This window comes from Arthrobacter sp., assembly GCF_048266065.1.
GTDB lineage: Bacteria > Actinomycetota > Actinomycetes > Actinomycetales > Micrococcaceae > Arthrobacter_H.
Genome location: NZ_JBLXAH010000008.1, coordinates 12,620 through 36,180, shown reverse-complemented (window position 1 = coordinate 36,180; position 23,561 = coordinate 12,620). Strand labels below are relative to the sequence as shown.

23 protein-coding genes are annotated in these 23,561 nt (G+C 68.4%); 11 read left to right on the top strand and 12 right to left on the bottom strand.

All coding sequences use genetic code 11. The features are described from left to right. Positions 1-29 precede the first annotated feature (29 nt). From ACN0TP_RS13570 to ACN0TP_RS13535, 8 genes are all read right to left on the bottom strand, one after another. Positions 30-1,514 (bottom strand): S8 family peptidase, encoded by a 1,485-nt coding sequence (locus ACN0TP_RS13570; RefSeq protein ID WP_417219785.1) that lies wholly within the window; start codon positions 1,512-1,514, stop codon positions 30-32. Positions 1,515-1,842: 328 nt separating this feature from the next. Continuing rightward, the gene (locus ACN0TP_RS13565; RefSeq protein ID WP_417219783.1) at positions 1,843-2,115 is read right to left on the bottom strand and encodes a hypothetical protein; all 273 of its coding nucleotides are present in this window, start codon (positions 2,113-2,115) and stop codon (positions 1,843-1,845) included. A 53-nt stretch (positions 2,116-2,168) separates the two neighbouring features. Next, positions 2,169-2,924, bottom strand: coding sequence for an ABC transporter ATP-binding protein (locus ACN0TP_RS13560; protein WP_417219782.1), 756 nt, complete (start codon positions 2,922-2,924; stop codon positions 2,169-2,171). Then, positions 2,921-3,976, bottom strand: coding sequence for an iron chelate uptake ABC transporter family permease subunit (locus ACN0TP_RS13555; protein WP_417219780.1), 1,056 nt, complete (start codon positions 3,974-3,976; stop codon positions 2,921-2,923). The genes ACN0TP_RS13560 and ACN0TP_RS13555 overlap by 4 nt, the downstream gene beginning before the upstream one ends. Then, positions 3,969-4,949, bottom strand: coding sequence for an ABC transporter permease (locus tag ACN0TP_RS13550; RefSeq protein WP_417219778.1), 981 nt, complete (start codon positions 4,947-4,949; stop codon positions 3,969-3,971). The genes ACN0TP_RS13555 and ACN0TP_RS13550 overlap by 8 nt, the downstream gene beginning before the upstream one ends. 15 nt (positions 4,950-4,964) lie before the next feature. Further along, positions 4,965-5,942 carry a siderophore ABC transporter substrate-binding protein gene (locus tag ACN0TP_RS13545; protein WP_417219775.1) on the bottom strand — a complete coding sequence of 326 codons (978 nt, stop codon included), beginning with the start codon at positions 5,940-5,942 and terminating at the stop codon, positions 4,965-4,967. Between the two features lie 212 nt (positions 5,943-6,154). Then, entirely contained in the window at positions 6,155-7,471 is a 1,317-nt protein-coding gene (locus tag ACN0TP_RS13540) for a permease (protein WP_417219774.1), read from the bottom strand. Next, positions 7,468-8,232: an ABC transporter ATP-binding protein gene (locus ACN0TP_RS13535; RefSeq protein ID WP_417219773.1), complete on the bottom strand. Its 765-nt coding sequence runs from the start codon at positions 8,230-8,232 to the stop codon at positions 7,468-7,470. Before ACN0TP_RS13535 ends, ACN0TP_RS13540 begins: the two co-directional genes overlap by 4 nt. Positions 8,233-8,524: 292 nt before the next feature. Between ACN0TP_RS13535 and ACN0TP_RS13530 the strand changes: the two genes are divergently transcribed. The 5 genes from ACN0TP_RS13530 to ACN0TP_RS13510 all read left to right on the top strand — a co-directional run bounded on the left by ACN0TP_RS13530 (position 8,525) and on the right by ACN0TP_RS13510 (position 13,862). After that, positions 8,525-9,079 carry a hypothetical protein gene (locus tag ACN0TP_RS13530; RefSeq protein ID WP_417219772.1) on the top strand — a complete coding sequence of 185 codons (555 nt, stop codon included), beginning with the start codon at positions 8,525-8,527 and terminating at the stop codon, positions 9,077-9,079. Positions 9,080-9,158: 79 nt separating this feature from the next. After that, positions 9,159-10,136 carry a PhzF family phenazine biosynthesis protein gene (locus ACN0TP_RS13525; RefSeq protein ID WP_417219770.1) on the top strand — a complete coding sequence of 326 codons (978 nt, stop codon included), beginning with the start codon at positions 9,159-9,161 and terminating at the stop codon, positions 10,134-10,136. Between the two features lie 86 nt (positions 10,137-10,222). Continuing rightward, positions 10,223-11,752: a DHA2 family efflux MFS transporter permease subunit gene (locus ACN0TP_RS13520; RefSeq protein WP_417219768.1), complete on the top strand. Its 1,530-nt coding sequence runs from the start codon at positions 10,223-10,225 to the stop codon at positions 11,750-11,752. A gap of 26 nt (positions 11,753-11,778) precedes the next feature. Next, the gene (locus tag ACN0TP_RS13515) at positions 11,779-12,492 is read left to right on the top strand and encodes a TetR/AcrR family transcriptional regulator (protein WP_417219766.1); all 714 of its coding nucleotides are present in this window, start codon (positions 11,779-11,781) and stop codon (positions 12,490-12,492) included. 107 nt (positions 12,493-12,599) lie between these two features. Further along, the gene (locus ACN0TP_RS13510; RefSeq protein WP_417219764.1) at positions 12,600-13,862 is read left to right on the top strand and encodes an acyl-CoA dehydrogenase family protein; all 1,263 of its coding nucleotides are present in this window, start codon (positions 12,600-12,602) and stop codon (positions 13,860-13,862) included. A 12-nt stretch (positions 13,863-13,874) separates the two neighbouring features. On the opposite strand, the gene ACN0TP_RS13505 is transcribed toward ACN0TP_RS13510, so the two are convergent. Beyond that, entirely contained in the window at positions 13,875-14,639 is a 765-nt protein-coding gene (locus tag ACN0TP_RS13505; RefSeq protein ID WP_417219762.1) for an alpha/beta fold hydrolase, read from the bottom strand. 287 nt (positions 14,640-14,926) lie between these two features. On the opposite strand from ACN0TP_RS13505, the gene ACN0TP_RS13500 reads away from it, so the two are divergent. The 3 genes from ACN0TP_RS13500 to mgrA all read left to right on the top strand — a co-directional run bounded on the left by ACN0TP_RS13500 (position 14,927) and on the right by mgrA (position 17,493). Then, complete coding sequence (locus tag ACN0TP_RS13500) at positions 14,927-15,097, top strand: hypothetical protein (RefSeq protein ID WP_417219760.1); 171 nt, start codon at positions 14,927-14,929, stop codon at positions 15,095-15,097. 206 nt (positions 15,098-15,303) lie between these two features. Beyond that, positions 15,304-16,389 (top strand): NAD(P)/FAD-dependent oxidoreductase, encoded by a 1,086-nt coding sequence (locus ACN0TP_RS13495; RefSeq protein WP_417219759.1) that lies wholly within the window; start codon positions 15,304-15,306, stop codon positions 16,387-16,389. Between the two features lie 42 nt (positions 16,390-16,431). Continuing rightward, on the top strand, positions 16,432-17,493 hold the full coding sequence (mgrA, locus tag ACN0TP_RS13490) for an L-glyceraldehyde 3-phosphate reductase (protein ID WP_417219757.1): 1,062 nt from the start codon (positions 16,432-16,434) through the stop codon (positions 17,491-17,493). 19 nt (positions 17,494-17,512) lie between these two features. On the opposite strand, the gene ACN0TP_RS13485 is transcribed toward mgrA, so the two are convergent. Continuing rightward, positions 17,513-17,935, bottom strand: coding sequence for an arsenate reductase ArsC (locus ACN0TP_RS13485; protein WP_417219756.1), 423 nt, complete (start codon positions 17,933-17,935; stop codon positions 17,513-17,515). A gap of 1 nt (position 17,936) precedes the next feature. Next, positions 17,937-19,121 (bottom strand): ACR3 family arsenite efflux transporter, encoded by a 1,185-nt coding sequence (gene arsB / locus ACN0TP_RS13480; RefSeq protein WP_417219754.1) that lies wholly within the window; start codon positions 19,119-19,121, stop codon positions 17,937-17,939. A gap of 37 nt (positions 19,122-19,158) precedes the next feature. Here arsB and ACN0TP_RS13475 point away from each other — a divergent pair, with 37 nt between their 5' ends. The 3 genes from ACN0TP_RS13475 to ACN0TP_RS13465 all read left to right on the top strand — a co-directional run bounded on the left by ACN0TP_RS13475 (position 19,159) and on the right by ACN0TP_RS13465 (position 22,395). After that, positions 19,159-19,509 carry an ArsR/SmtB family transcription factor gene (locus tag ACN0TP_RS13475; RefSeq protein WP_417219752.1) on the top strand — a complete coding sequence of 117 codons (351 nt, stop codon included), beginning with the start codon at positions 19,159-19,161 and terminating at the stop codon, positions 19,507-19,509. 219 nt (positions 19,510-19,728) lie between these two features. Then, positions 19,729-21,129 (top strand): NAD-dependent succinate-semialdehyde dehydrogenase, encoded by a 1,401-nt coding sequence (locus ACN0TP_RS13470; RefSeq protein ID WP_417219750.1) that lies wholly within the window; start codon positions 19,729-19,731, stop codon positions 21,127-21,129. Positions 21,130-21,186: 57 nt separating this feature from the next. Then, entirely contained in the window at positions 21,187-22,395 is a 1,209-nt protein-coding gene (locus ACN0TP_RS13465; RefSeq protein WP_417219748.1) for an AI-2E family transporter, read from the top strand. A 141-nt stretch (positions 22,396-22,536) separates the two neighbouring features. Here ACN0TP_RS13465 and ACN0TP_RS13460 read toward each other — a convergent pair whose 3' ends face one another. Then, positions 22,537-23,457 carry a LysR family transcriptional regulator gene (locus ACN0TP_RS13460; protein ID WP_417219746.1) on the bottom strand — a complete coding sequence of 307 codons (921 nt, stop codon included), beginning with the start codon at positions 23,455-23,457 and terminating at the stop codon, positions 22,537-22,539. Positions 23,458-23,561: the final 104 nt, after the last annotated feature.

Genomic DNA, 23,561 nt, shown 5'->3' with positions numbered 1-23,561 from the left:
GGCCAGCGCCATCCTGTGCTTTGCTGCGGTTAGCCGCCGAGGTTGGCCAGGACCTTCCCGGCATCGACCAGACCGGCACCGCAGCCCATCGAGCAGCCACCGGGCAGGGCCCGCGTGCCGGCCTTCAACGACGATTCCACGGTGCGCGGGCTCATGCCCGGGTTCTGCGCGCGCATCAAGGCCACGACGCCGGCCACATGGGGCGTGGCCATCGAGGTGCCCTGGTATTCGGCATAGGCCTCGGCGCCCGGCGTCGTGCGGCCGGAGTTCAGCGTGGAGAGGATCCCGCCTCCGGCGGTGGAGGTGTCACCACCGGGCGCGGTGACGTCGACCAGCGATCCGTAGTTCGAGTACCAGGACATGCCACCCGACTTGTTGCTGGCCGCGACGGTGATGACGTTGCTGCAGTTGGCCGGACGCGAGTTCGCCGCGTTCTGCTGTTCGTTGCCGGCGGCGACGACGACCGAGGTCCCGCGTGAGACGGCGGAGTTGATGGCGTTCTGGTACGTGGTTCCGCAGGCGCCGCCGCCACCGAGGGACATGTTGATCGCATCGGCCGGGTTCGGATTGGAGGGCACTCCCGGCACCGATCCACCGGAGGCCCAGACGATCGCGTCGGCGATGTCCGAGAGCATGCCGCCGCATTTGGCCAGGACCCGGACCGGGACCACCTGGGCGTTGGGTGCCACTCCGGCAACACCCTTGCCGTTGCCGGTCACCGCCGCGATGGTTCCGGCCACGTGGGTGCCGTGCCACGAGGAGCTGCTGGACTGGCCCGAGCCGCACTCCCCCGCGTTGAACCAGTCACCCTGGTCGGCGGGGTTGGCGTCGCGGCCGTTGCCGTCGCGGGCGGCGGTGGAATCGGAGACGAAGTCATAGCCCGGCAGGATGTTGGCGTTCAGGTCCGAGTGGTTGGTGATCCCGGTGTCCAGGACAGCGACGACTGCGCCACTGCCGGTGGAGTAGTTCCAGGCGGCAGGGGTGCGCATGCCCGCGGAGCCGGTGAAGTCCCATTGTTCGCCGTACCGTGAATCGTTCGGGGTCGGCGCCGCGATCGTCATGCGCACGTCAGGTTCGATCGAGGAGATCGTTCCGGATCCTGCGGCGTCGACCATGAACTGCTGGGCCTCCTTCGCCGTCATCTGTGCATCGGCCTTCACGACGTGGGCGCCGGTGGCCGTGCTGCGCAGCTCCTTCATGCCGACCCCTGCCTCCCGTGCCGCGGGGGCGAGGGACTGGACGCGCGACTGCTTCGTTGCGGTCCGGGCGGAGTCCTTGTAGGTGACGATGAACTGGTCGTAGGTCGTTCCTGCTTCCAGCCCGCCGACATTGACGGTGGCCGAATGGGCCGCCGCCTGGGAGACCGGGACGGCGTCCGAGGTGACGGGCAGCGTGGTGGGGGCCGCTGCGGTGGCCGGGAAGACCCCGAGCCCTCCCACCAGCGAACAGGTTCCCACGAATGCCGCGGTGGACAGGGTCATGGCGCGGGTCAGTCTGGGGCGCTTAACACCCATGATGCACTCCTTGCGTCGGTTTTTCCCGAAAACGTCGGCCGCTCCATTGCGGGCCGAACCGGGTCACGCTACGGATACTAAGCATGTGTTGACTAATTTTGAAAGACTTCTTCAATATTGAATATTTGTGATTGAAAGCTTGTCTTTACAGTCGACAAGATGAGTCGTTGTCACAGCGAAGTGGAATTTTCTGCGCAACGGCGCAAACACGGCCGAGCACGTCGCCCACCGGTGCCCGCACGGTTTACGCTGACGCCTGACTAATGCCGCCGGATTTTTCCGCGTCAACGGCAGCGGCAGGGATCAGCGGTGGACGTGCACCGTGGTGCTACGGCGTGCGGGGACGGCGCGCGCCGAGGCGCAGGCCGCACCAAAATGCCAGGACCACCAGTCCGAGGACCAGGACGGCCGTCCCGACCAGTCCGCCAGTGGAGATGACGTGCAGCCCCTCCCAGGTGCCGGCCCCCTCCGCCAGGGGTGCGTATGCGAACCACCCGAAGGTCGCGGGCCGGGACTCGGACCGGAGCAGGAGGAATCCACCCACCACGACGGCCGCCATCGCGGCCAGGGGCAGCAAGCGCAGCAAGGTCCGGGAGTTCATGGACCCACTGTAGGCAACGGGCCGATCCGGTGCCAGCAGGCGGCGGGCCGGCGTCAGTAGTAGACGGCCAGCGGTCCGTGCGGTCCATCGATGACCTGGACCGGGGTATCGAAGACCCGGCTGAGCACGTCGTCGGTCATGATCTGTTCGGGGGTTCCGAATTCGACGACCTTGCCATCCTTGACCGCGCAGATGTGGTCCGCGTAGTGGCCGGCGAAGTTGATGTCGTGGATGACCAGCACGATGGTGCGTCCCAGCTCCTCCGCGGCGCGGCGCAGGTGCTGCATCATCTGGACCGAGTGCCTCATGTCCAGGTTGTTCAGCGGCTCGTCCAGCAGCACGTGCTCGGTGTCCTGGGCCAGCACCATGGCCACGTAGGCTCGCTGCCGCTGGCCTCCGGAGAGCTGGTCGAGGTAGCGGTTCTCCAGGTCGGCCAGGTTCAGGAAGTCGATGGACCGGGAGATGGCCTCCTCGTCGACGGTGGTCAGGCGGCCGCGTGAATGGGGGAACCGGCCGAACCCGACGAGTTGGCGCACCGTCAGGCGCGCGGTGAAGTGGTTCTCCTGGCGCAGGATGGACACGATCTTGGCCAGGTCCTTCGATGCGGTGCCCGCCACGTCGTAGCCGGCGACCTCGATGGCTCCTTCGTCGATGCCCAGGAGCCGCCCGATCATGGTCAACAGCGTCGATTTGCCGGCTCCGTTGGGCCCCACCAGGGCGGTGATGCCGCCGGTCGGGATCTCGAGGGTGACCGGCCCGATCTCCACTTCGTCGCCGTAGCTCTTGCGGACGTCGGTCAGGGTGATCACAGGCGGCCCTTTCTCAGGATGAAGTACAGGAAGAGCGAGCCGCCGATGACCTCGATGATGATCGAGACGACACCTTGGGCGTAGAAGACGTTCTTCATGATGAAATACGAGCCCGCCAGCACGACGAACCCGATGAGCACGGCCACCGGGAAGACGTACCGGTGCTCATGCGTGTCGGCGAGCTGGTAGGCCAGCGTGGCAACGAGGAATCCCAGGAAGGTCATCGGGCCGACCAGGGCGGTGGAGATGGCCATGAGAACGGAAACCAGGAGCAGGGTGCGCATGAGCTCGGCGCGGTGGTTCATCCCGAGGTTCGTGGTGGTGTCCCGGCCCAGGGCCATCACGTCCAGCCGTCGGGACCTCACCCAGAGCAGCCCCCCGGCAACCAGGCACACCGGGATGGCGATCGGCAGGTAGGAGACCTCGGCGTTGGAGATCGAACCGAAGAGCCGGGCAGTGAGGATGTCGAATTCGCTCGGGGAGAGCAACCGCTGCATGAAGGTGGACAGGGAACCGAGCCCGCCGCCGACGATGATGCCGATCAGCAGCATGACCTGCAGGTTCCCGTATTTTCCCGACAGCAGCCATCCGTAAAGCGCCACCGACAACCCGACCATGACCAGTACCTGCGCGATGAACTGCCCGAGGCCCTGGACCGCGGTGATGCCGGCGGCCCCGAGGAAGAACACCGCAGCGGTCTGCACCGCGACATAGAGGGATTCGAAACCCATGATCGAGGGGGTGATGATCCGGTTGTTCGTCACCGTCTGGAAGCTGACGGTGGCCATGGCCTGGCAGAAGGCGACCACGATCATGACCACGATGCCGGTACCCCGCAATTCGGCGATCCGCCAGAAGCCGGCGGTGCCCGCCGGCATGGGGTTGTCCCAGGCCAGCAGGCCCCAGCCGAAGGCGGCGGCCAGGACGATGAGCACCGCCAGCACGATCCGGTAGCGACGGCGGGCGCGGGCGGTGGGCAGGGGGCCCGAGCTGCGGGATGTGGAGCGCGCGATGGCCACGGTGGCGCGCCTGGGCGTGAGGGTCTCAGGCACGACGACGCTGCCTCAGGAGCAGGCCGATGAAGACGACGGCCCCGACGACCCCCAGGATCAGCGAGACGGGGACCTCGAAGGGCATGATGATGATGCGTCCCACCAGATCGCAGACGGTGACGATGCCGATCCCCAGCAGGCAGACCCAGGGCAGGTTGCCGCGCAGGTCGTCGCCGCGGAACATCGAGACGATGTTCGGCACGATCAGGCCCAGGAACGGCAGGTTCCCGACCACCACGGTGACGACGCCGGTGGCGACCGCGATCAGCCCGGTGCCCAGCAGGATGACCTGGTGGTAGTTCAGCCCGACGTTGGTGGCCACTTCTTCGCCGAGGCCCGCGACGGTGAACCGGTCGGCGACCAGGAAGACCGCGACCCCCACCACCGCGACGATCCACAGCACCTCGTATTGGCCCTTCAGCACCGCGGTGAAACTGCCGGCGAACCAGATGCCCAGGCTCTGGAGCATGTCGGTCTGCAGGGCGATGAACGTGGAGATGGCCCCGACGACGGCACCGAGCATGATGCCGACGATCGGGACCGTCAAGGATTCCTTCAACGAGACCCGGCGCAGGAAGCCGAAGAAGACCATCGTGCCGATGAACGCCGCCAGAACGGCGCCGATCATCTTCACGGTGATGCTGGCACCGGGATCGATGATCATGACGGCCAGCAACCCGAGCCCGGCCCACTCGGTGGTTCCCGTCGTCGTGGGTTCCACGAAGCGGTTCTGTGTCAGCAGCTGCATCACCAGGCCCGACATCGCCATCGCCGCACCGGCCAGCACCAGGGCGATGGTCCGCGGGATCCGCGTGATGGAGAACATCTCCCCGCCGCGTTCGCCGCCGAAGATGTCGTAGACACCCGTGAACAGGGAGAACACCAGCAGGGCACCAACCACCACGACGCCGATGAGCAGCCGTGGTTCGAAGAGCCTGTCCTTGGAGGCAGCGCGTTGGGTCGTGGTGGTCATGGTGCCGCTTCGGTCCTAGCCTTCGAGGGCGTCGGCGAAGGAGTTGAAGAACTCGGTGTAGGTCTGGATGCCCTCGTTGGTGTAGGTGTCGGCAGGCATGTAGACGATGTGCTGCTCCTTCACCGCCGGGACGCTTTTCAGCGCGGCTGAGCTGGCCAACAGCTCATCGGCCGGCTGGTAGGCGGCATCATCGGCGGCCACTGCCGCGTCGCGGTCCATGGCCAGGATCCAGTCGGGGTTCGACTTCGCGATGGCCTCGACGGAGATGTCGTCACCTTGGTGGTCCTCACTGGAGTCCTCCACCTCGAGGGCCGGGGTCAGGCCCAGGATGTCGAAGACCGGTCCCAGGGTCCGCCCGTTGCCCGGCGCGGAATAGCCGATGTCTCCACCGGAGGTGATCACGGCCATGACCTTGTCGTTCTTGTCGTAGGCCTTCTTCGCGCGGGCGACCGCTGCATCCAGATCGTCGTTGAGCTGCTTGGCCTCGGCCTGCTTGCCGAAGACCTCGCCGAGCACGGTGGTCTGGCGCTTGAGCTCGGCGTCGAGGGGCTCCCCGTCACGCGGGTCCAGTTCCAGGACGGTGGCCTCCGGCGCCAGGCGGGTGAAGTCCTCGTGGAACTGGGCGAAGCGCTGCCCGTTGACGATCAGGTCGGGCTCGGCGGCAACCACGGCTTCCAGGTTGGGTTCGCGGTGGCTGCCCAGGTCCACGATCGAGTCGTCCTTCGTGTAGGCAATGGTGTCGGGCATCAGGGACACGGCACCGGCAGTGAGCTGGATGCCCCAGTCCGAGAGCGTCTGGAACGTCCGGTTGTCCGTCGCGACGACGGAGACCGGCGGGGTCGCCACCTGTTGGGTGCCGTTGTTGTCCTGGATCTCGACGGTGGCGGCGTTCCCGGAGGCGGGTGCCGCGGCCGAGGTGGTGCCACCGCAGGCGGTGAGGGCCAGGGCGGATGCACCCAGCAGGACGCCGAGGCGCAATTTGATGGAGGACATCTGTGTTCCTTACGAGTGATGACGGCCCAAGCGGCCGGGCGGGCAGGAGTCCATTGTTAACTTAGCCTGCCCTACATGAATAACGAACATCGTTACTGGTGTTATTCATGTCACGTCACCCCAGGTTGATTAATCGCCCCGACTCTGAACACCGTCGGGCGGGACACCTGCCCACCGCCGATGCCCCGCCCGGGTTCCTCCCCCGCCCGCTGCTAGGCGGCCCGCAACACGGTGCGGGAACCGGCCAGCGTGAGCGCGCCGCGGACCACCAGCACCCCGGCGGCCAGCGTTGCCGCGACGACGAGGATCGTCAGCGGCGAGACGACCAGGGCGATGCCCACCAGGGGGAACACCATGACACAGCCGACGATGGCCGACCCCAGCGACACCCAGACCAGGGGCCCCATCACCGAGCGCACCCGGGCGCGGTCCATGGTCGCCGGGTCCATCCCCAGCCGGTCCAGGTTCGCGTACAGGTCGCGGCGGTCCAGCGTCTGCGCGCTCTGGTTGATGACCGCCGAACAGCACACCCCGATGAACGAGGCGATGATCGTCACCAGCACGCCGGTCAGCACGTCATCGATGAGTGCCAGGTCCTGCGCGCTGGCTTCCCCGCCGCCGGAGGCGCGCATCATGGCAGCACCGGCACCGCCGAAGACCGCCACGAAGCTGGTCATGGCGACCCCCGACACCTGGCGCCACGCGGCCTGCGGGGATTCGAGGATCATCCGGGCGGCGAGCAGCCGCTCGGGGGTTTCGGCCTTGCGCAGTGACCCGGCGGCCATCCGGCGCACCACCCAGGGACCCACGACGTTGAGCACCGCAAGCACCGCGGCGAAGGCGCCGAGCATCACGGCGATCATGACGGCCAGGTCGCGGAAGGCGCTGAGCTGCTGCAGGGCGGTGAAGGCGAGCACCACCACGATGCCCGCGACCAGCGCCCGGATCCAGCGGGCTCCGGGGGCGACGGCCCGGGTGCGCACTCCCAGCGGCGAGACGTTCAGCCGACGCAGCCCGGCCACTGCCGAGACGATGCCGATCAGCACGACGGCAGCCGCCAGGGCAGCCACGATCCCGGGGTTCATGAACATGTCGGCGCCGATGGCCCGGCCGCGGAAATGCACCAGCCCGACCACGGGGGCCGAGGCCAGGTACACCACCACGCCGCCGGCGGCGCCCACCACGGCGAGCGCCGCGGAGTCGATGACCGTCACGGCACCGGCGAGCGCCGGGGTCCCGCCCAGCAGGCGCACGGTGGCCAGGCGCTCGTCGTGGGACCTGGCCGAGAGGCGGGCAGCGGCACCGCCGAGCACGGCCAGCGGGACCACCAGCAGGACCACGGCGATGCCGGCCAGGATCAGGTACATGCCGGTCAGCTCGTCGTGCACGGCCCTAAAGGACAGCCCTCCGGCGGCCACGAGCAGCAGCAGCGCGGTGGTCAGGGCGTAGGCGGTGACGGTGAGCAGCTGGGGTGCCAGGCGTCCGCGGGTGGGCCGGCCCAGCAGCCAGGCCAGGGAGAAGGCCCTCATGACCGCGCCTCCGCACCCGGGGTGGGGACACCGGCGTCGTGCTGGATCCGTCCGTCGAGCAGGTGGATGACCCGGTGGCAGCGGGCGGCGACCTGCGGGTCGTGGGTGACCATGACCAGGGTGTTGCCGCGGCCGACGGTGGCGTCGATGAGGATGTCCAGCACCTCGGAGGAGGTCGCCGAATCCAGTGCACCGGTGGGCTCGTCGGCGAACGTGACGGTGGCCCCGGTGACCTGGGCGCGGGCGATGGCCACGCGTTGGGCCTGCCCGCCGGAGAGCTGGCCGATCCGCCGCTCCTCCATCCCGGCCAGGCCGAGCGCCCGGAGCCATTCGGCGGCGCGCGGCAGGGCCGCTGCGCGGGACACCCCGTTGATCATCAGGGCCATTGCGACGTTCTCGATGGCCGTGAGTTCGGGGATGAGCAGGCCCGCCTGGAAGACGAACCCGAAGCTCCCGCGGCGCAGCCGCGAACGGGCCGATTCGCCCAGCGCGGCGATCTCCACGGGCCCGGTGGACGCCGAGGGGTCCTGGAACAGCACGGAGCCGGCGTCCGGGCGTTCGATGCCCGCCAGGGTGTGGAGCAGGGTGGACTTCCCGGATCCCGACGGGCCCATGATGGCCAGGGATTCGCCGACCTGGATGTCCAGCCCCAGCCGGTCCAGGGCGGTGGTGCTGCCGAAGCTGCGGGTCAGGTCGCGGGCGGACAGCACCGGTGCGGTACCCGCGGACGGATGGAAGGGGTGCGATGTGTTCTGTTGCATGCCTCCACTCTCCCGCCGCGCCACCGGCCGGCGGATCCACCGTGGAGCTGAACCTTGTGGGCCGGCGTCCTACCGTGGGATGACACGGTTCCGTTTCGTGACCCCGGAGGGCGCGGTGGCCGATTCCCGTGTCCGTTGCTCCACCACAGTGAACCCAAACCGCTGCCCACCGGGCCCGGATCCCCGCGTACATCTCATTCGTGCACCAACGTGATTAACCCCTTCCCCTGGGGGCCGACGCGGCGCACCATGGGGCATCAGCCAATGCACCGTCCTTGGGAGTGGAAGAACAATGAAGACACTGAAAGCGGGCCTAGCCAGTGCCCTGCTGGTCGCGGGGTTGGGGCTGGCCCCTGCTGCACCGGCAGTCGCGGCCCCCGCGTCGCCGTACTGCGGCATCACCTGGGGATCGCTCGCCGATTCCCACTCCACGATGTCCTCCGCACGCGTCACCAACGCACGCGCCGGACAGCACACCTGCTACGACCGCCTGGTCATCGACCTGCGCGGCAAGGTCCGCGGCTACGACGTGCGCTACGTCGGCGCCGTATACACCGAGGGCCAGGGCAAACACGTCCCGCTCTCCGGCGCTGCCGACCTGCGGGTGGTCGTGCGCGCGGCGGCGTACAACCCGTCGGGCTCCGCCACCTACCGTCCTGCCAGCCGCACCCGTGCGGTGGACGTCTCCGGCTACCGGACCTTCCGGCAGGTCGCCTATCTGGGCAGCTTCGAGGGGCAGAGCTCGTTCGGGCTCGGCGTGCGCGCCCGGCTGCCGTTCCGCACCTTCATCCTCAACGGCCCGGGGACCGGTTCACGCCTGGTCATCGACGTCGCGCACCGGTGGTGATGCCTGCACCGGGGTAAACATCACGTCATGAACCCGGCGGGGGCCACCCCCGCCGGGTCCGGTGTGCCACGATGGCGCGATGAGCCTCCGCCCGTTCCGCCAGGTCGACGTCTTCACCTCGACACCGCATCTGGGCAACGCCCTCGCCGTCGTCCTCGATGCCGAGGGGCTGGACGAGGCGGCGATGCTGCGCTTCGCGAACTGGACCAACCTGGCCGAGACCACGTTCGTGTTCCCGCCGACGGACCCGGCGGCCGACTACCGGGTGCGGATCTTCACCACGACGACGGAGCTGCCCTTCGCCGGGCACCCCACCCTGGGCACCGCCCATGCCTGGCTGGAGGCCGGCGGGCGGCCCCACCGCCCCGGCGTCATCGTCCAGGAGTGCGGGGCGGGACTCGTCGAGGTCCGCACCGAGGCCCGGGACGAGGACGGCGGGAACCGGCTCGCCTTCCGCGCCCCTCCCCTGCAGCGCACCGGTCCGCTGGAGGAGGACGTGCTGGCCTGGGCGATGTCAGGGTTGGGCCTGGACGCCGGAGACGTGCTGGACCACCAGTGGGTGGCCAACGGGCCGCAGTGGGCGGTGCTGGTGCTGCGCGACGCCGACGCGGTGCTGGCCCTGGAGCCCGACTTCGGGGCACTGGAGGGGCTGGAGATCGGGGTGATCGGCCCGCATCTGGTCCCCGGGGTGGACGCCGGCCCGTACTCCCGCGCCGCCGAACACCGCCCGAAGGGCACCCGCGCCGAACTGGAGCCGCTGCGCCCGGCCGGCGACGCCGCGGCCTTCGAATCGGCGGTCTCCGGGGTCCCCGCCGACTTCGAGGTCCGCGCCTTCTGCCCCGGCGAGGGCCTGCCCGAGGACCCGGTGACCGGGAGCCTGAACGCCGGCATTGCCCAGTGGATGATCCCGGCGGGCCTGGCCCCGTCGTCGTACACCGTGCGCCAGGGGACCCGGCTGGGACGGGCCGGAGCGGTCGGGCTCTCCGGGCACGACGGCGGCATCTGGGTTTCGGGGCAGGTCATCACCTGCGTGGAGGGGACCGTCCGCACCGCCTGAACGGCGCACCGCGGCCGCTGCGGATGTCGGCCAGATCACCGGTTTCCGGGGGTCCCAACCCGCCCGGCGCAGAGTAGTCTCAATCGGTGACCAACGCACAGACCTCCCCGAAAACCGCCCCGGACGACCGCGCCGCCTGGACCGCCCTGTGGGCCCTGGTGATCGGGTTCTTCATGATCCTGGTGGACTCCACCATCGTCTCCACCGCCATGCCGGCGATCATGCGCGGGCTGGACACCGGGATCAACGGGGTCATCTGGGTCAACAGCGCCTACCTGCTCGCCTTCGCCGTGCCCCTGCTGGTCACCGGCCGGCTCGGTGACCGGTTCGGGCCGAAGAACCTGTACCTGATCGGGTTGGCCCTGTTCACCGCCTCGTCGCTGTGGTGTGGGCTCTCCCCAAGCATCGGCATGCTCATTGCCGCCCGCGTGGTCCAGGGCCTGGGTGCCGCGATGATGACCCCGCAGACGATGACGTTCATCACCCGCATGTTCCCGGCCCAGCGCCGGGGCGCGGCGATGGGTGTCTGGGGTGCGGTGGCCGGTGTCGCGACGCTGGCCGGGCCGATCGTCGGCGGCGTGCTGGTGGACACCCTGGGGTGGGAATGGATCTTCTTCGTCAATGTGCCGGTCGGCCTGCTGGCGATGTGGCGGGTGTGGGTCAAGGTCCCGCAGCTGCCGCGGCACAGCCACAGCTTCGACTGGTTGGGCGTGGTGCTCTCCGCAGTGGCCATGTTCCTGATCGTCTTCGGCATCCAGGAGGCCAACACCTATGACTGGGGCACGATCGCCGGGCCGGTCACCGTCTGGTCGCTGATCATCACCGGGGTGATCGTGCTGGCCGGCTTCGTCATCTGGCAGCATTACAACCGGCGCGAGCCGCTGCTGCCGCTGGGCCTGTTCCGCAACCTGAACTTCTCGCTGGCCAACGTCGCGATCACCGCGATGGGCCTGGCCATCACCGCGATGAGCTTCCCGATGATCCTGTACCTGCAGTCGGTGCGCGGCATGACCCCGACGATGTCGGCCCTGATGATCGCCCCGATGGCAGTGGTCTCCGGCGTGCTGGCCCCCTTCGCCGGGAAGATGACCAACAAGATCGACCCCAAGCTGCTCGCCGCCCCGGGCTTCCTGCTCTTCGGCGGCGGGATCATCGCCTACGGCCTGCTGCTCACCCCCGACGTTCCGCTGTGGGTGCTGCTGCTGCCGCCCGTGGTGATGGGCATCGGCAGCGCCGGCATCTGGCCCTCCGTCTCGCTCACCGCCACGCGCGACCTGGGCCAGGCCGACGCCGGGGCCGGTTCCGGGGTCTACAACACCACCCGCCAGGTCGGCGCCGTGCTGGGGTCGGCCCTGATCGCGTTCCTCATGGAGGCCCGTATCAGCGTCGAATCCACCGCGGTGCTCGCCACGATGCCGCACTCGGGCAACGCAGGAGCCGCCGCCGGTGCCGGGTCGGAGGCCACCATGGGCCAGGCGATCCCCGCCTTCCTGCATGGCGCGTTCTCCACGGCACTGGGCCAGTCGCTGCTGCTGCCGGGCCTGGTGGCCGTCTTCGCAGCCGTCGTCTGCCTGTTCTTCCGGCGCCCCGTCACCGCGGAGGCGACCCGCGACTGAGCCTGCCGCATGCTAGATTCACCGGCATGGACCAGACCCTGACCGTGCCCGAACCCGCCCTGCGGCTGCTCGTCGAACGCGGCTTCGACGCGACCAGCGTGGACCAGCTGGCCGGGGCCCTGGGCATGAGCCGCAGCACCTTCTTCCGGCGCTACGGCACCAAGGAGGACATGGTCTTCTCCGACATGGACCCGGTCATCGACGCGGTCCAACGCCAGCTCGCGGTGCCCGGCCGCGGCATCGCCGAGCGGGTCAGCGCGGCGGCGCTCGCGGTCTTCGACCACCACACCTCGCGCCCGGAGGCCTCCGCGCTGCGGTTCCGGCTGGTCCATGAGGTCCCCTCGCTGCGGGACCGCGAACTGGTCAGCACGCACCGCTACGAGCGGGCCTTCCGGCGCGGGATCCGGGCAGCCCTCGGCGTCGACCCCGGGCTGGAAACCGCGCAGCTGGGCGTCGTCGCCTATGCGGCGGCGGTCGTCGCGGTGCACAACGCCTTCCTGCGCAGCTGGCTCTCCGACCCCGACGACACCCTGCGCGGACGGCTGTCCGCAGAATTGGCCCAACTCGCCGCCCTGTTCCTGCCCCGGATCGAGGGAACCGGGCCGGTGCCGGATCCGGCCGGCGGTGGACGGGTCGTGGTGGCCGTCGCCGATGCTGGAGCCAACACCGGCGAGGTCATCGAGGCGGTCCGCCAGGCCCTCGAGGCCGGGGACACCCCGGCCCGGCCCACCCACAGGTGAGACTCAGTGTCTTGACCTGAACCGCAGTTTCAGCGATGCTGGGGGAAACGAAAACCCCGGACCGCAGGCGCAGTGCGCCCGGCCGTGTCGAGCCGAAGGACACCCCCATGAGCACCTCCTGGACCAGCACCCCAGCCGCCGACTCCCCCCTGGCCGAATTCCCGCTGGGCGTCGTCGAGCCCGAGTACGAGCTCTGGGGCGAGGTCGACGTCGACCCGGCGGGCCTGTTCGGCGAGGCCGACATCCCCGCGGAGGACCGCGCCTACTGGGACCGCGCCCGCCGCTTCGGCCTCGACGAGGTCCGCCCGGTCATCGACGACTACTGGGACCGCTCCGACTACCCCTTCCAGCTCGCCACCCGGCTCGGCGACCTGGACCTGCTGCGCGACGGCATCGACGTCGAGGGCTACCCGGCGATGAGCACGCTGGCCGCCGGGCTGGTGAACATGGAGCTCTCCCGCGCCGATGGCTCGGTGGGCACCATCGGCGCCGTGCAGGCCGGACTGGCACTGCGTTCGGTCGCCTACTGCGGCTCCCCCGAACAGATCGCCGAGTGGGTCCCGAAGATGGCCCGTGCCGAGGTCCTGGGCGCCTTCGCGCTGACCGAGCCCACCCACGGTTCCGACTCGGTGTCGCTGGAGACCCGGGCGACCCGCGTCGAGGGCGGCTACCTGCTCAACGGCGAGAAGAAGTGGATCGGCAATGGCTCCACAGGCGGCATCACCATCGTCTGGGCCCGGGACGAGGCGGGCAACATCCGCGGGTTCATCGTCCAGCAGGAATGGGAGGGCTACACCGGCACCACGATCCCCGGGAAACTGAGCCTGCGCGCGATCTGGCAGGCCCACATCCGCCTGGAAAACGTCTTCGTCCCCGATTCACACGTCATGCCCGGCGCCAACTCGTTCAAGGACACCTCCAAGGTCCTCTTCGCCACCCGCCTGGGCGTCGCCTGGTCCGCCGTCGGCCATGCCACCGCCTGCTACGAATCGGCGGTGCAATATGCGTCCCAACGCATCCAGTTCGGCAGGTCGCTGTCCTCGGCCCAGGTGGTCCAGGAACGGTTGGCCTGCATGCACTCGGAGCTGGCCACCATGCAGTTGATGGTCATGCAGATGACCCGTCGCGAGGAAAAGGGCGAGCTGTCCCCCGTGCAGGCGTCGCTGGCGAAATACACCTGCACCCGCACCGCCCGGCAGATTGCCTCCAACGCCCGGGACCTGCTCGGCGGCAACGGCATCCTGCTCAAGAACCGCGTGGCACGCCACCTCGCGGACATCGAGGCGATCCACACCTACGAGGGCACCGAAACCGTCCAGGCGTTGATCATCGGCCGTTCCATCACCGGGGTCTCGGCCTTCAACAAGTAGGCCGCGGACCGCTCAGGCACGCAGGAACGGGAGCATCTCGGCCAGGACCTCGTCCGCGGGGAACAAGGTCGAACCGTGGGTCCGTCCCTGCAGCGCGACGAACCGGGCCGCGGGCATCAGCTCGGCGGCCCGGCGGGAGTCCAGGTAGCGTTCGGCATCCCGGGTCCCGGCCATCAGCAGGGACGGCAACCCGAGGTCGGGCAGCACGGACTCGTCGAGTCCGGGTTCGACCTCGGTGCGTTCGAAGTACGCGACCAGTGCCGTCGAATCGTTCGCCATGAACGCCGCCTTCGTCTGCGGATCCAGCCGCTGCCCGTCGACGAAGGCCTGCATTCCGCCCGTGCGCAGGGCATCAAGGTAGCCGTCGAAGAACACCTTCGCCACCTGCCCGGACTGCGGCCTGAACGTCCCACCCAGGGTGACCAGCTTCTCCACCCGCTCGGGAGCCGTCGCCGCCAGGGAGAAGCCCACGCGCGAGCCGAACGAATACCCCACCACTGCTGCGCTGGCCAGCTGCTCGGCATCCAGCACCGCCAGCACATCGGCGACCAACAGGTCCATCGCGTACGCGTCCGGCTCATGCGGTTTTCCGCTGCGTCCGTGCCCGCGCAGATCGATCCGCACGACGGTGAACCCTTCCAGGGCCTTCACGTAGCCGAGGCCCCGCCAGATGGCCCGCGAGAGGGCCGACCCGTGCAACAGCACGACGGCGGGCCCCTCCCCCGCCACGTCATAGGAGATCCTGGTCCCGTCCACCGGGTTCTGTGCATCGGCCATGGATTCAGGTTATCCCGGAGCCCACCGGGCAGGAGGCCACCTTCACACGTCGCGTTGCCGCCATTTTCAGCGAACGCCAAGCTTCGCCCTTTAGTGTTTTCAGGTACCTCATGGAGGTGCGAGTGATGAGAGCACCGGCTGGACCATCGATGATTCCCCCCAACTATCGATCCAGCCGGTGCTCGTCTCGTCAGGACGCATTCCGCCGGTTATCCGCTCCTTCCCTCGACATGCCACCGCTTCGGGGTGAGACTGAAGGAACAAGAGCATGAACGAGGGAGCACATCATGAGCGAGAACCCCCAGGAACCGTCCACCGGCGGACCGGCGACCGAACCGGATGGCGACGCTGCGGCAGCAGCGAAGACCGCCCAGGCGCAGCACGACCACGACGACGAGCGCGTGGACGAATGGGAAGACGAGTCCTTCCCCGCCTCCGATCCGCCGTCGAACTACTGAGCCGCATCCACTCCCATCGAGCTGCCACCGGACACACAGGTGGTTCCAAGTTTCGCTGGTTAAGCTGAAGGAACCTTCTCAAAGGTGCGAGTGATCAGAAGCACCGGTTATAGCGGTTTGTCGCCTCCTTGTCCGCTATGGCCGGTGCTTCACTCTTTTAATCCCGCTCCGCCGCGCACACCACCGACGCACCGTAGTCTGGCCTCATGCCCGCACCGAAATCCCCGCAGATCGCCGTCATCGGATCCGGCGTCGCCGGCGCCTCCACCGCCTTCTCCCTGGCCCGGGCCGGGGCCCGCGTCACGCTCATCGACCCGGAGACCGACGGAGCCGCCACCCCGGCAGGCGCGGGCATCATCATGCCCTGGGCCACCAGCAGCGAGGGCCCCTTCTACGACCTCTACGCCGCCGGCGCCGAACACTATCCGCAGTTGCTCCGCGAGTTGGCAGCGGTGGGCGTGGACGATGTCGACTTCCGCGTCACCGGCGGCCTGATCGTCAACGACGACGAGGACCTTTTGCGCACGACGGCGGAACGCATCTCCTCACGGATCTCCGGTTCCAGGGTGGCCGGCACCCTGCGCCGGGTCGACCCCGACCAGGCCAGCTCCTTGTTCCCACCGCTGCGCCCGGGCCTGTCGGGACTGCACCTCAGCGGAGCCGCCCGCGTGGATGGCCGGTCCCTGCGCTCCGGCCTGATCCGCGGCGCCCAAGCCCACGGCGCCGAGCTGATCGCCGCCACCGCCGCGTTGGCCCCGGCCCGGACCCCTGGCGGTTCCGCGCACCTCGAGGTTGACGGCCGGACGCTGGCACCCGATGCCATCGTCGTCGCGGCCGGTGCCTGGACCGATGCCGTGCTTGCCCCGCTGGGCCTGGCGACCGGCGTCGTGGCCCAGCGCGGGCAGATCCTCCACCTGCGCGCCGACGGACATGACACCGGGAACTGGCCCAGCGTGCACCCGCTCTCCGACGTCTACATGGTGGCCTTCGGCGGCTCCCGGCTGGTCTTCGGGGCCACTCGGGAGGACGGGACCGGAATCGATCCGCGCCGCACCGCAGCCGGAGGGCGCAAGCTCCACGACGGGGTGCTGGATCTGGCCCCGGGCCTTGCCGACGCCACGGTCATCGAAACCCGGGTGGGCATCCGCCCCGTGAGCCCGGAGGCGTTGCCGATCGCGCGCCAGTTGGCCCCGGGGCTGTGGGCCAACGCCGGGTTCGGCCCGGCCGGCCTGACCATGGGCCCGCTCGTCGGCCACCGGCTGGCCCGGCAGGTGTTGGACGCCACCGCGTAGCATGGGGCTGAAACCACCCGTCGTCCCCTGAGGAGAACCGCCTTGTCCCACGACCTCCATTACGACCGCGCCTCCGAGTCCCACCGGCCCTACGCCGCCGCCGAGGACCGGCACGACACCCTGGGGTACCGCCGGGTCGGCACCTCGGGGCTGGTGCTGCCGCCGTTGAGCCTGGGCCTGTGGTGGAACTTCGGCGACAACCGCCCGTTCGACACCCAGCGGACGATCCTGCGCCATGCGTTCGACCACGGCATCACGCACTTCGACCTGGCCAACAACTACGGCCCGCCCTACGGATCCGCCGAGGAGAACTTCGGGCGGATGCTGCGCACCGACTTCAAGGCGTACCGCAACGAACTGGTCGTCTCCTCCAAGGCCGGGTATGACATGTGGCCCGGCCCGTACGGCAACTGGGCCTCGCGCAAGTACCTGATCGCCTCGGCGGAGGAGTCCCTGCAGCGTCTGGGGCTGGACTACGTGGACATCTTCTACTCCCACCGCCCCGATCCCGAAACGCCCATCGAGGAGACCATCGGCGCGCTGGACACGCTCGTGCGCCAGGGCAAGGCGCTCTACGTGGGCATCTCCTCCTACTCCCCCGAACGCACCGCGGCGGCGAAGAAGGTCGCCGACGAGCTCGGCACCCCGCTGGTCATCCACCAGCCGTCCTACTCGATGCTCAACCGCTGGGTCGAAGACGGGCTGCTGGACACCCTTCAGGACCTGGGCATGGGCTCCATCGCGTTCACCCCGCTGGCGCAGGGGCTGTTGACCGGAAAGTACCTCGAGGACAAGAACGCGACGCCCTCCGGCGGACGCTCTTCGCTGGCCGGGCTGACCGAGGAGAACCTGGCCACCGTGCGCGAATTGGCGCGCCTGGCCGAACAACGGGGACAGACCCTCGCGCAGATGGCCATCGCCTGGCTGCTGCGCGACGGTGGTGTCACCTCGGTGCTCGTCGGGGCGTCCTCGACCCGGCAGCTGGACGAGAACCTGAGCGCCGTGCAGAACACCTCGTTCAGCGCGAAGGAACTGGAATTGATCGACGGGATCACCAAGGGCGCCGACAACGTGGACATCTGGCGCCGGTTCTCCGAGTCGTAGGAGCGGTCCCGGCCGGGTCCTAGCGTATGGGCAGCAATTCGGCCAGGAGGGATTGGATGCGGGCCTTGATCTCATCGCGGATGCCACGCACCGCGTCAACGCCCTGTCCCGCCGGATCGTCGAGTTCCCAATCCTCGTAGCGCTTCCCCGGGAAGATGGGGCAGGTGTCACCGCAACCCATGGTGATCACGACGTCGGATTCCTGCACTGCGTCCACGGTGAGGACCTTGGGTGTTTCGGCGGACAGGTCGATGCCCTCTTCGGCCATGGCCGCCACGGCGGCAGGGTTCACCCGGTCGGCCGGTTCGGATCCTGCCGATCGCACCTCGATGTCGCCACCGGACAGCGAGGCCAGGTAGGCGGCGGCCATCTGGGATCGGCCGGCGTTGTGGACGCAGACGAAAAGGACCGATGGCCTCGTGGCGGGTTCGGCGGTGGCCATGTCAGGCGCTCCTGGACGGCGAGGGGTGGCGGGATGTGTCGGTGGGTTGGTGGACGAAGAAGCGCCGGCGGGCCCAGAGGGCCACGTAGACCAGTGCCACGAGGACGGGTACCTCGATGAGTGGCCCCACGACCCCGGCCAGTGCCTGTCCCGAGGCGACGCCGAACGTTCCGATGGCCACGGCGATGGCCAATTCGAAGTTGTTCCCGGCCGCGGTGAACGCCAGCGTGGTGGTCCTGGCGTAGCCCAGGCCCAGGGCGCGGCCAATGAGCATTCCGGCGCCGAAGGCGACCACGAAATACACCAGCAGCGGCACCGCGATCCGCACCACGTCCAACGGTCGTGAGGTGATCGTTCCCCCTTGCAGGGCAAAGAGCAGCACGATGGTGAACAGCAGGCCGTAGAGCGCCCAGGGCCCGAGCTTCGGCAGGAACCTGCCCTCGTACCAGTCCCGGCCCTTGGCCTTCTCCCCAACGGTGCGGGTGAGGAATCCGGCCACCAACGGGATGCCCAGGAACACCAGGACGGAGGCGGTGATGGACCAGAAGGAGAAGTCTGCAGCCGTCGTCGGCAGTCCCAGCCAGCCGGGGAGGACCTGGAGGTAGAACCAGCCCAGGGCGCCGAAGGCGATGACCTGGAAGACGGAGTTGATGAAGACCAGCACGGCGGCGGCCTCCCGGTCACCGCACGCCAGGTCGTTCCAGATCATGACCATGGCGATGCAGCGCGCGAGTCCGACGATGATCAGCCCGGTGCGGTATTCGGGCAGGTCGGGAACGAAGATCCAGGCCAAGGCGAACATGAAGGCCGGAGCCAGCAGCCAGTTCATCACCAGGGACGTGATCAGCAGTCTTCGGTCGGAGACGATCCTCCCGGTCTCGTTGTAGCGGACCTTGGCGAGGACCGGGTACATCATCACCAGCAGCCCGATGGCGATCGGCAGGGACACCGAACCGATCTTCACCGCGTCCAGCGCAGTATCCAGTCCGGGCACGAACCGGCCCAACAGCAGGCCGGCGGCCATGGCGGCGATGATCCACAACGGGAGGAATCGATCCAGGGTGGAGAGCCGGCCGGCAACGGCGGCTTCACCCGTCCCCAGGGGTGTGGTGCTCTTGGTGTTCACGGGTCTGCTGGGATCCTTTGCCGGGGATGGGTGGTCATCGATGCCTGCAGTATTCCCCATACATCGACAACTATCAATATAAGGGCATAATGGACGCATGGCCACCACGTTGAGCACCGAAACCCCCCAGGTCGACCCCTGCTGCACGCCCGGCGAACCCCGCGGCATCGACGCGGCCACCGCGCGGGATGCGGCACGCATCCTCAAGGCGATCGCGGACCCCAACCGGCTTCGGCTCCTCTCCATCATCAAGGCCGGACCGGACGGCGAGGCGTGCGTCTGCGACCTGACCGAACCGCTGGACCTGGGCCAGCCCACCGTTTCCCACCACCTGAAGATCCTGGTGGATGCCGGCCTGATCCGCCGCGAGAAACGCGGCACCTGGTCCTACTACTCGTTGGTTCCCGGCACCCTGGAGGCGGCAGCGGACGGCATCCTGCTGCTGTAGCCCGCCCGCGGGTGTACCCGTGGACGAGTGCACCCGGCCTGGCGAAGTGGCCGGGCCCCGATCCCCCGACCCGCTCTTCCGGTCCCCTGCACTGTTGCGCGGGAGCCGAAATGTGCAGATGCAGTGACCCGATTCACAAACCCGGGCATTCGGGACATGATGGTTTGGTGCGCCTCCGAACCGAGGTCGCCGCCCGTTTCAACGAAGAGGAGTCAGGCAGTGTCCCCCACCGCCCAGCAGTCCAACCAGCCCGGCTACCGCGTGCTGAACCCCGCCACCGGCGAGGTCGTCGAGACCTTTGACACCGCCACCGATGAGCAGGTCCAGGACGCGGTGTCCGCAGTGCAGTCGGCGTACGAATCCTGGGGAGCGCTCCCCATCACCGAACGCGCTCCCATCGTGAAGCGCGTCGCCGAACTATTCACCGAACGCGCCGACGAGCTGGCCGCGACGATCACCGAGGAAATGGGCAAGCCCCTCTCGGAGTCCAAGGGCGAGGCGGAGTTCTGCACCGACATCTTCAACTACTTCGCCGACGAGGGCCCCACCCTGGCGGCGGACCAGGAGATCAAGGCCATCGGCGGCGGCCGGGCCATGGTCCAGCGCCTGCCCGTCGGCCCGCTGCTGGGCATCATGCCGTGGAACTATCCGTACTACCAGGTCGCCCGCTTCGTCGCGCCGAACCTGATGCTCGGAAACACGATCATCCTCAAGCATGCCGAAACCTGCCCGCGCTCGGCCCTGGCCATCCAGAAGATCATGGACGACGCCGGTGTCCCGGCAGGTGCCTACGTGAACGTCTTTGCCTCCCACGAGCAGATCGCCGACATCATCGCCGACCCGCGCATCCAAGGCGTCTCCCTGACCGGCTCGGAACGCGCCGGGGCCATCATCGGCCAGCTCGCCGGGAAGAACCTGAAGAAGGCGGTGCTGGAGCTGGGCGGCTCGGACCCGTACGTGGTCCTGGATTCGGCCGATGTGAAGGCCGCCGCCAAGCTGGCGTGGGACACCCGGATCGAAAACACCGGACAGGCCTGCAACTCCAACAAGCGCATGATCGTCATGGAGGACATCTACGACGACTTCGTCGCCGGCCTCGCCGACCAGGCCAAGGACCTCCTGCCCGGCGATCCCGCCGAGGAGAAGGACGGCACCTTCGGCCCGCTCTCCTCGCGCGCCGCAGCCGAGGCGCTGCATGAACAGGTCCAGGATGCCGTGTCCAAGGGTGCCACCCTGCACGCCGGCGGCACCCTGCACGACGGTCCTGCGGCCTTCTACTCCCCTGCCGTGCTGACCGGCATCACCGAGGACATGCGTGCCTACCGCGAAGAGCTCTTCGGTCCGGTCGCCGTCGTCTACAAGGTCGCTTCCGACGAGGAGGCCTTACAGCTGGCCAACGACACCCAGTACGGCCTCGGCGGTGCGGTCTTCAGCACGGACGAGGAGCGGGCCCGCAAGCTCGCCCAGCGCCTGGAAGTCGGCATGGCCAACGTCAACGGCATCGGCGAAGACGCCGACCTGCCGTTCGGCGGCGTCAAGCGTTCGGGGTTCGGCCGCGAGCTGGGCCCACTGGGCATGGACGAATTCGTGAACAAGCGCCTGTTCTACATCGCGGATTAACCGGTGCCGGGGTGGTGTCTCCCTTAGGGTGGGAATCATGACGATCGAGGCCTCCGCATGAGTTTCCGCCCCTTCCGCCGCCGCAGGGCCGGCGAGACGCCCCCCGCCCTCCCGCTCGCGCCCGGAGGACGACATGTCCAGGCCGACGCGCTCGGTCCTGCCGATGCCCGGGTCGCCCCCACCGACCGGGTCGCACTGCTGTGGTCCAACGGGCTAGGCCGCAGTGCCACCCGGGCCGGCCAGGTCCTGTTGCTGCTCGTCCTGGCCGGGGCGGCGGTTGTCGGCCTGGCGCAGGTCAGCGTCGTGGTCCTGCCGCTGCTGATCGCCCTGATCCTCACCAGCGCGCTGTGGCCGCTCGTGCGGCTGCTGCGCCGTGTCGTGTCCTCGATGCTCGCCGCCTGGACGGTCTTCCTCGGGTCATTCGTGGTCCTGGGCGGCATCGGCACCGGGATTGTCCTGTCGGTCCGGTCCCAGTGGTCCGGTCTCGTGGACCAGGGGGTGCAGGGGTTCCACCAGGTCCAGAACCTCGTCAAGGACCTGCCGTTCCAGATCAGCCAATCCCAGATCGACGGCGGCGTGAAGGCCGTCACCGATTTCCTCACCAGCAAGCAGTTCGGAGCAGGCGCCCTGACCGGGCTCTCCGCCGCCGGCAACTTCTTCACCGGGCTGGTCCTGCTACTGGTCATCATGTTCTTCTTCCTCAAGGACGGAGACAAGATCTGGGCGTTCTTCCTGTCGTGGATCCCGCGCAGCCACGAGCCGAAATGGAAGGCCAGTGGCGACCGGGCGGTCACGACGCTGGGCGGCTACATCCGGGGAACGGCGACAGTTGCCCTGGTCGACGCCGCGGGCATCGGCATCGCCCTGTGGATCTTGAACGTCCCGTTGGCGCTGCCGCTGGCGACCATCGTCTTCGTCAGCGCGTTCATCCCGATCGTCGGGGCGACCTTCGCCGGCATCCTGGCCACCCTGGTCGCCCTCGTGGCGAACGGGCCGGTCGTGGCATTGATCGTGCTCGGCGTGGTCATCCTGGTGAACCAGCTCGAAGGCAACTTCCTGCAGCCGGTGGTCATGGGCCAGGCCCTGCACCTGCACGCGCTGGTCATCCTGCTCGCCCTGACCATCGGCACGGTGCTCAGCGGCATCGTCGGCGCCGTGCTCTCGGTGCCGCTGACCGCCGTCGGCTGGGCGATCATCAAGATCTGGAGTGGACGCGACGACGACGCCATCGCGGTCCACGAACGCAGGGAACCGATCCGCGACTGACCTCCACGGTTACCGGGCGAATACCCACCCCGCATACAGGCGGCACCAAGGTTCGCGTTTTAGTGTCTTAAGTACCTCATCAAGGTGCGAGTGATGAAAAAGAGGCCCCAGCCGTCCGGCTGGGGCTTTCATCATGTCCGGCTACTGCACGCCGTCAAAGACCTCGCCGTCGTCGGCGAGGATGAGTTCCAGCAATCGGGCCACCGCCCGGTTCCCGTTGGATTCATTCCATGCCACGTGGAGGTTTGCGTGGTTGAGCTGCTCCAGCCCTGCCGGACCGCGCAGTTCCTCGAAGGCGACTTCCCTGGGCGCCCAGCGCATCGTGGAGGCGGGCACCAGGCTGATGCCCAGCCCGGCGGCCACGAAAGCCAGCAAGGCAGGGATCTGGCTGGCGAACTGCGTGACATTCGCCCGTGCCCCGGCGCTGTCGAAGAGCCGCAGGACCAGATCGTGGAAGTACCGGGCCTCCGCCGTGGAGTACATCATCAGCGGCAGTGAATCGAGTTCGCGGATCATCACCCCGCGGCCGGTGGCCAACTCATGCCCGAGCGGAAACGCCGCCACCATGCGGTCATCCAGGACCCGGCGGTCAACGATTCCCGCGCGCGAGACCACCGGACGCAGCAGCCCGATGTCGATGGAGCCGTTGGCGAGCATGTCCAGCTGGTCGGTTGACACTGCCTCGCGCAGGACCAGGGACACCCCGCTGAGCCGCTCCTTCACCAACCGCAGGATCGTCGGCAGGCCGGTCTGGCCGGCGATGGCGGTGTAGCCGATGACGATCGAACCCGCATCACCGGTGGCCACACGGCGGACATCCAGATCGGTCTTCGTACACAAGTCCAGGATCCTGCGCGCCGCCGGCAACAAGGTCTGGCCGGCCTCGGTCAACTCAACCCGGCGGCTGCTGCGCTCGAAGAGCCGGGCATCGACTTCGCGTTCCAGCATCTGGATCTGGCGGCTCAACGGCGGCTGGGTCATGTTCAGCCGCTGGGCGGCTGTTCCAAAGTGGAGTTCCTCGGCCACCGCGACGAACGACTCCAATTGCACCAACGAAAACATCGATTCACTCCTTGAATTCTCTAGTGCATATCTTAGCTTGGACAGGTATCAATCCGTGGATCTACCGTGAGATGACACAACCCGCCGACCCTGCAAAGGAAATC

What these genes read in the sequence shown, in the direction of transcription:
- ACN0TP_RS13570 (WP_417219785.1), bottom strand. Translation starts at nt 1,514, where the DNA reads ATGGGTGTTAAGCGCCCCAGACTGACCCGCGCCATGACCCTGTCCACC.
- ACN0TP_RS13565 (WP_417219783.1), bottom strand. Translation starts at nt 2,115, where the DNA reads ATGAACTCCCGGACCTTGCTGCGCTTGCTGCCCCTGGCCGCGATGGCG.
- ACN0TP_RS13550 (WP_417219778.1), bottom strand. Translation starts at nt 4,949, where the DNA reads ATGACCACCACGACCCAACGCGCTGCCTCCAAGGACAGGCTCTTCGAA.
- ACN0TP_RS13545 (WP_417219775.1), bottom strand. Translation starts at nt 5,942, where the DNA reads ATGTCCTCCATCAAATTGCGCCTCGGCGTCCTGCTGGGTGCATCCGCC.
- ACN0TP_RS13540 (WP_417219774.1), bottom strand. Translation starts at nt 7,471, where the DNA reads ATGAGGGCCTTCTCCCTGGCCTGGCTGCTGGGCCGGCCCACCCGCGGA.
- ACN0TP_RS13535 (WP_417219773.1), bottom strand. Translation starts at nt 8,232, where the DNA reads ATGCAACAGAACACATCGCACCCCTTCCATCCGTCCGCGGGTACCGCA.
- ACN0TP_RS13530 (WP_417219772.1), top strand. Translation starts at nt 8,525, where the DNA reads ATGAAGACACTGAAAGCGGGCCTAGCCAGTGCCCTGCTGGTCGCGGGG.
- ACN0TP_RS13525 (WP_417219770.1), top strand. Translation starts at nt 9,159, where the DNA reads ATGAGCCTCCGCCCGTTCCGCCAGGTCGACGTCTTCACCTCGACACCG.
- ACN0TP_RS13515 (WP_417219766.1), top strand. Translation starts at nt 11,779, where the DNA reads ATGGACCAGACCCTGACCGTGCCCGAACCCGCCCTGCGGCTGCTCGTC.
- ACN0TP_RS13510 (WP_417219764.1), top strand. Translation starts at nt 12,600, where the DNA reads ATGAGCACCTCCTGGACCAGCACCCCAGCCGCCGACTCCCCCCTGGCC.
- ACN0TP_RS13505 (WP_417219762.1), bottom strand. Translation starts at nt 14,639, where the DNA reads ATGGCCGATGCACAGAACCCGGTGGACGGGACCAGGATCTCCTATGAC.
- ACN0TP_RS13500 (WP_417219760.1), top strand. Translation starts at nt 14,927, where the DNA reads ATGAGCGAGAACCCCCAGGAACCGTCCACCGGCGGACCGGCGACCGAA.
- ACN0TP_RS13495 (WP_417219759.1), top strand. Translation starts at nt 15,304, where the DNA reads ATGCCCGCACCGAAATCCCCGCAGATCGCCGTCATCGGATCCGGCGTC.
- ACN0TP_RS13485 (WP_417219756.1), bottom strand. Translation starts at nt 17,935, where the DNA reads ATGGCCACCGCCGAACCCGCCACGAGGCCATCGGTCCTTTTCGTCTGC.
- arsB (WP_417219754.1), bottom strand. Translation starts at nt 19,121, where the DNA reads ATGGGGAATACTGCAGGCATCGATGACCACCCATCCCCGGCAAAGGAT.
- ACN0TP_RS13475 (WP_417219752.1), top strand. Translation starts at nt 19,159, where the DNA reads ATGGCCACCACGTTGAGCACCGAAACCCCCCAGGTCGACCCCTGCTGC.
- ACN0TP_RS13465 (WP_417219748.1), top strand. Translation starts at nt 21,187, where the DNA reads ATGAGTTTCCGCCCCTTCCGCCGCCGCAGGGCCGGCGAGACGCCCCCC.
- ACN0TP_RS13460 (WP_417219746.1), bottom strand. Translation starts at nt 23,457, where the DNA reads ATGTTTTCGTTGGTGCAATTGGAGTCGTTCGTCGCGGTGGCCGAGGAA.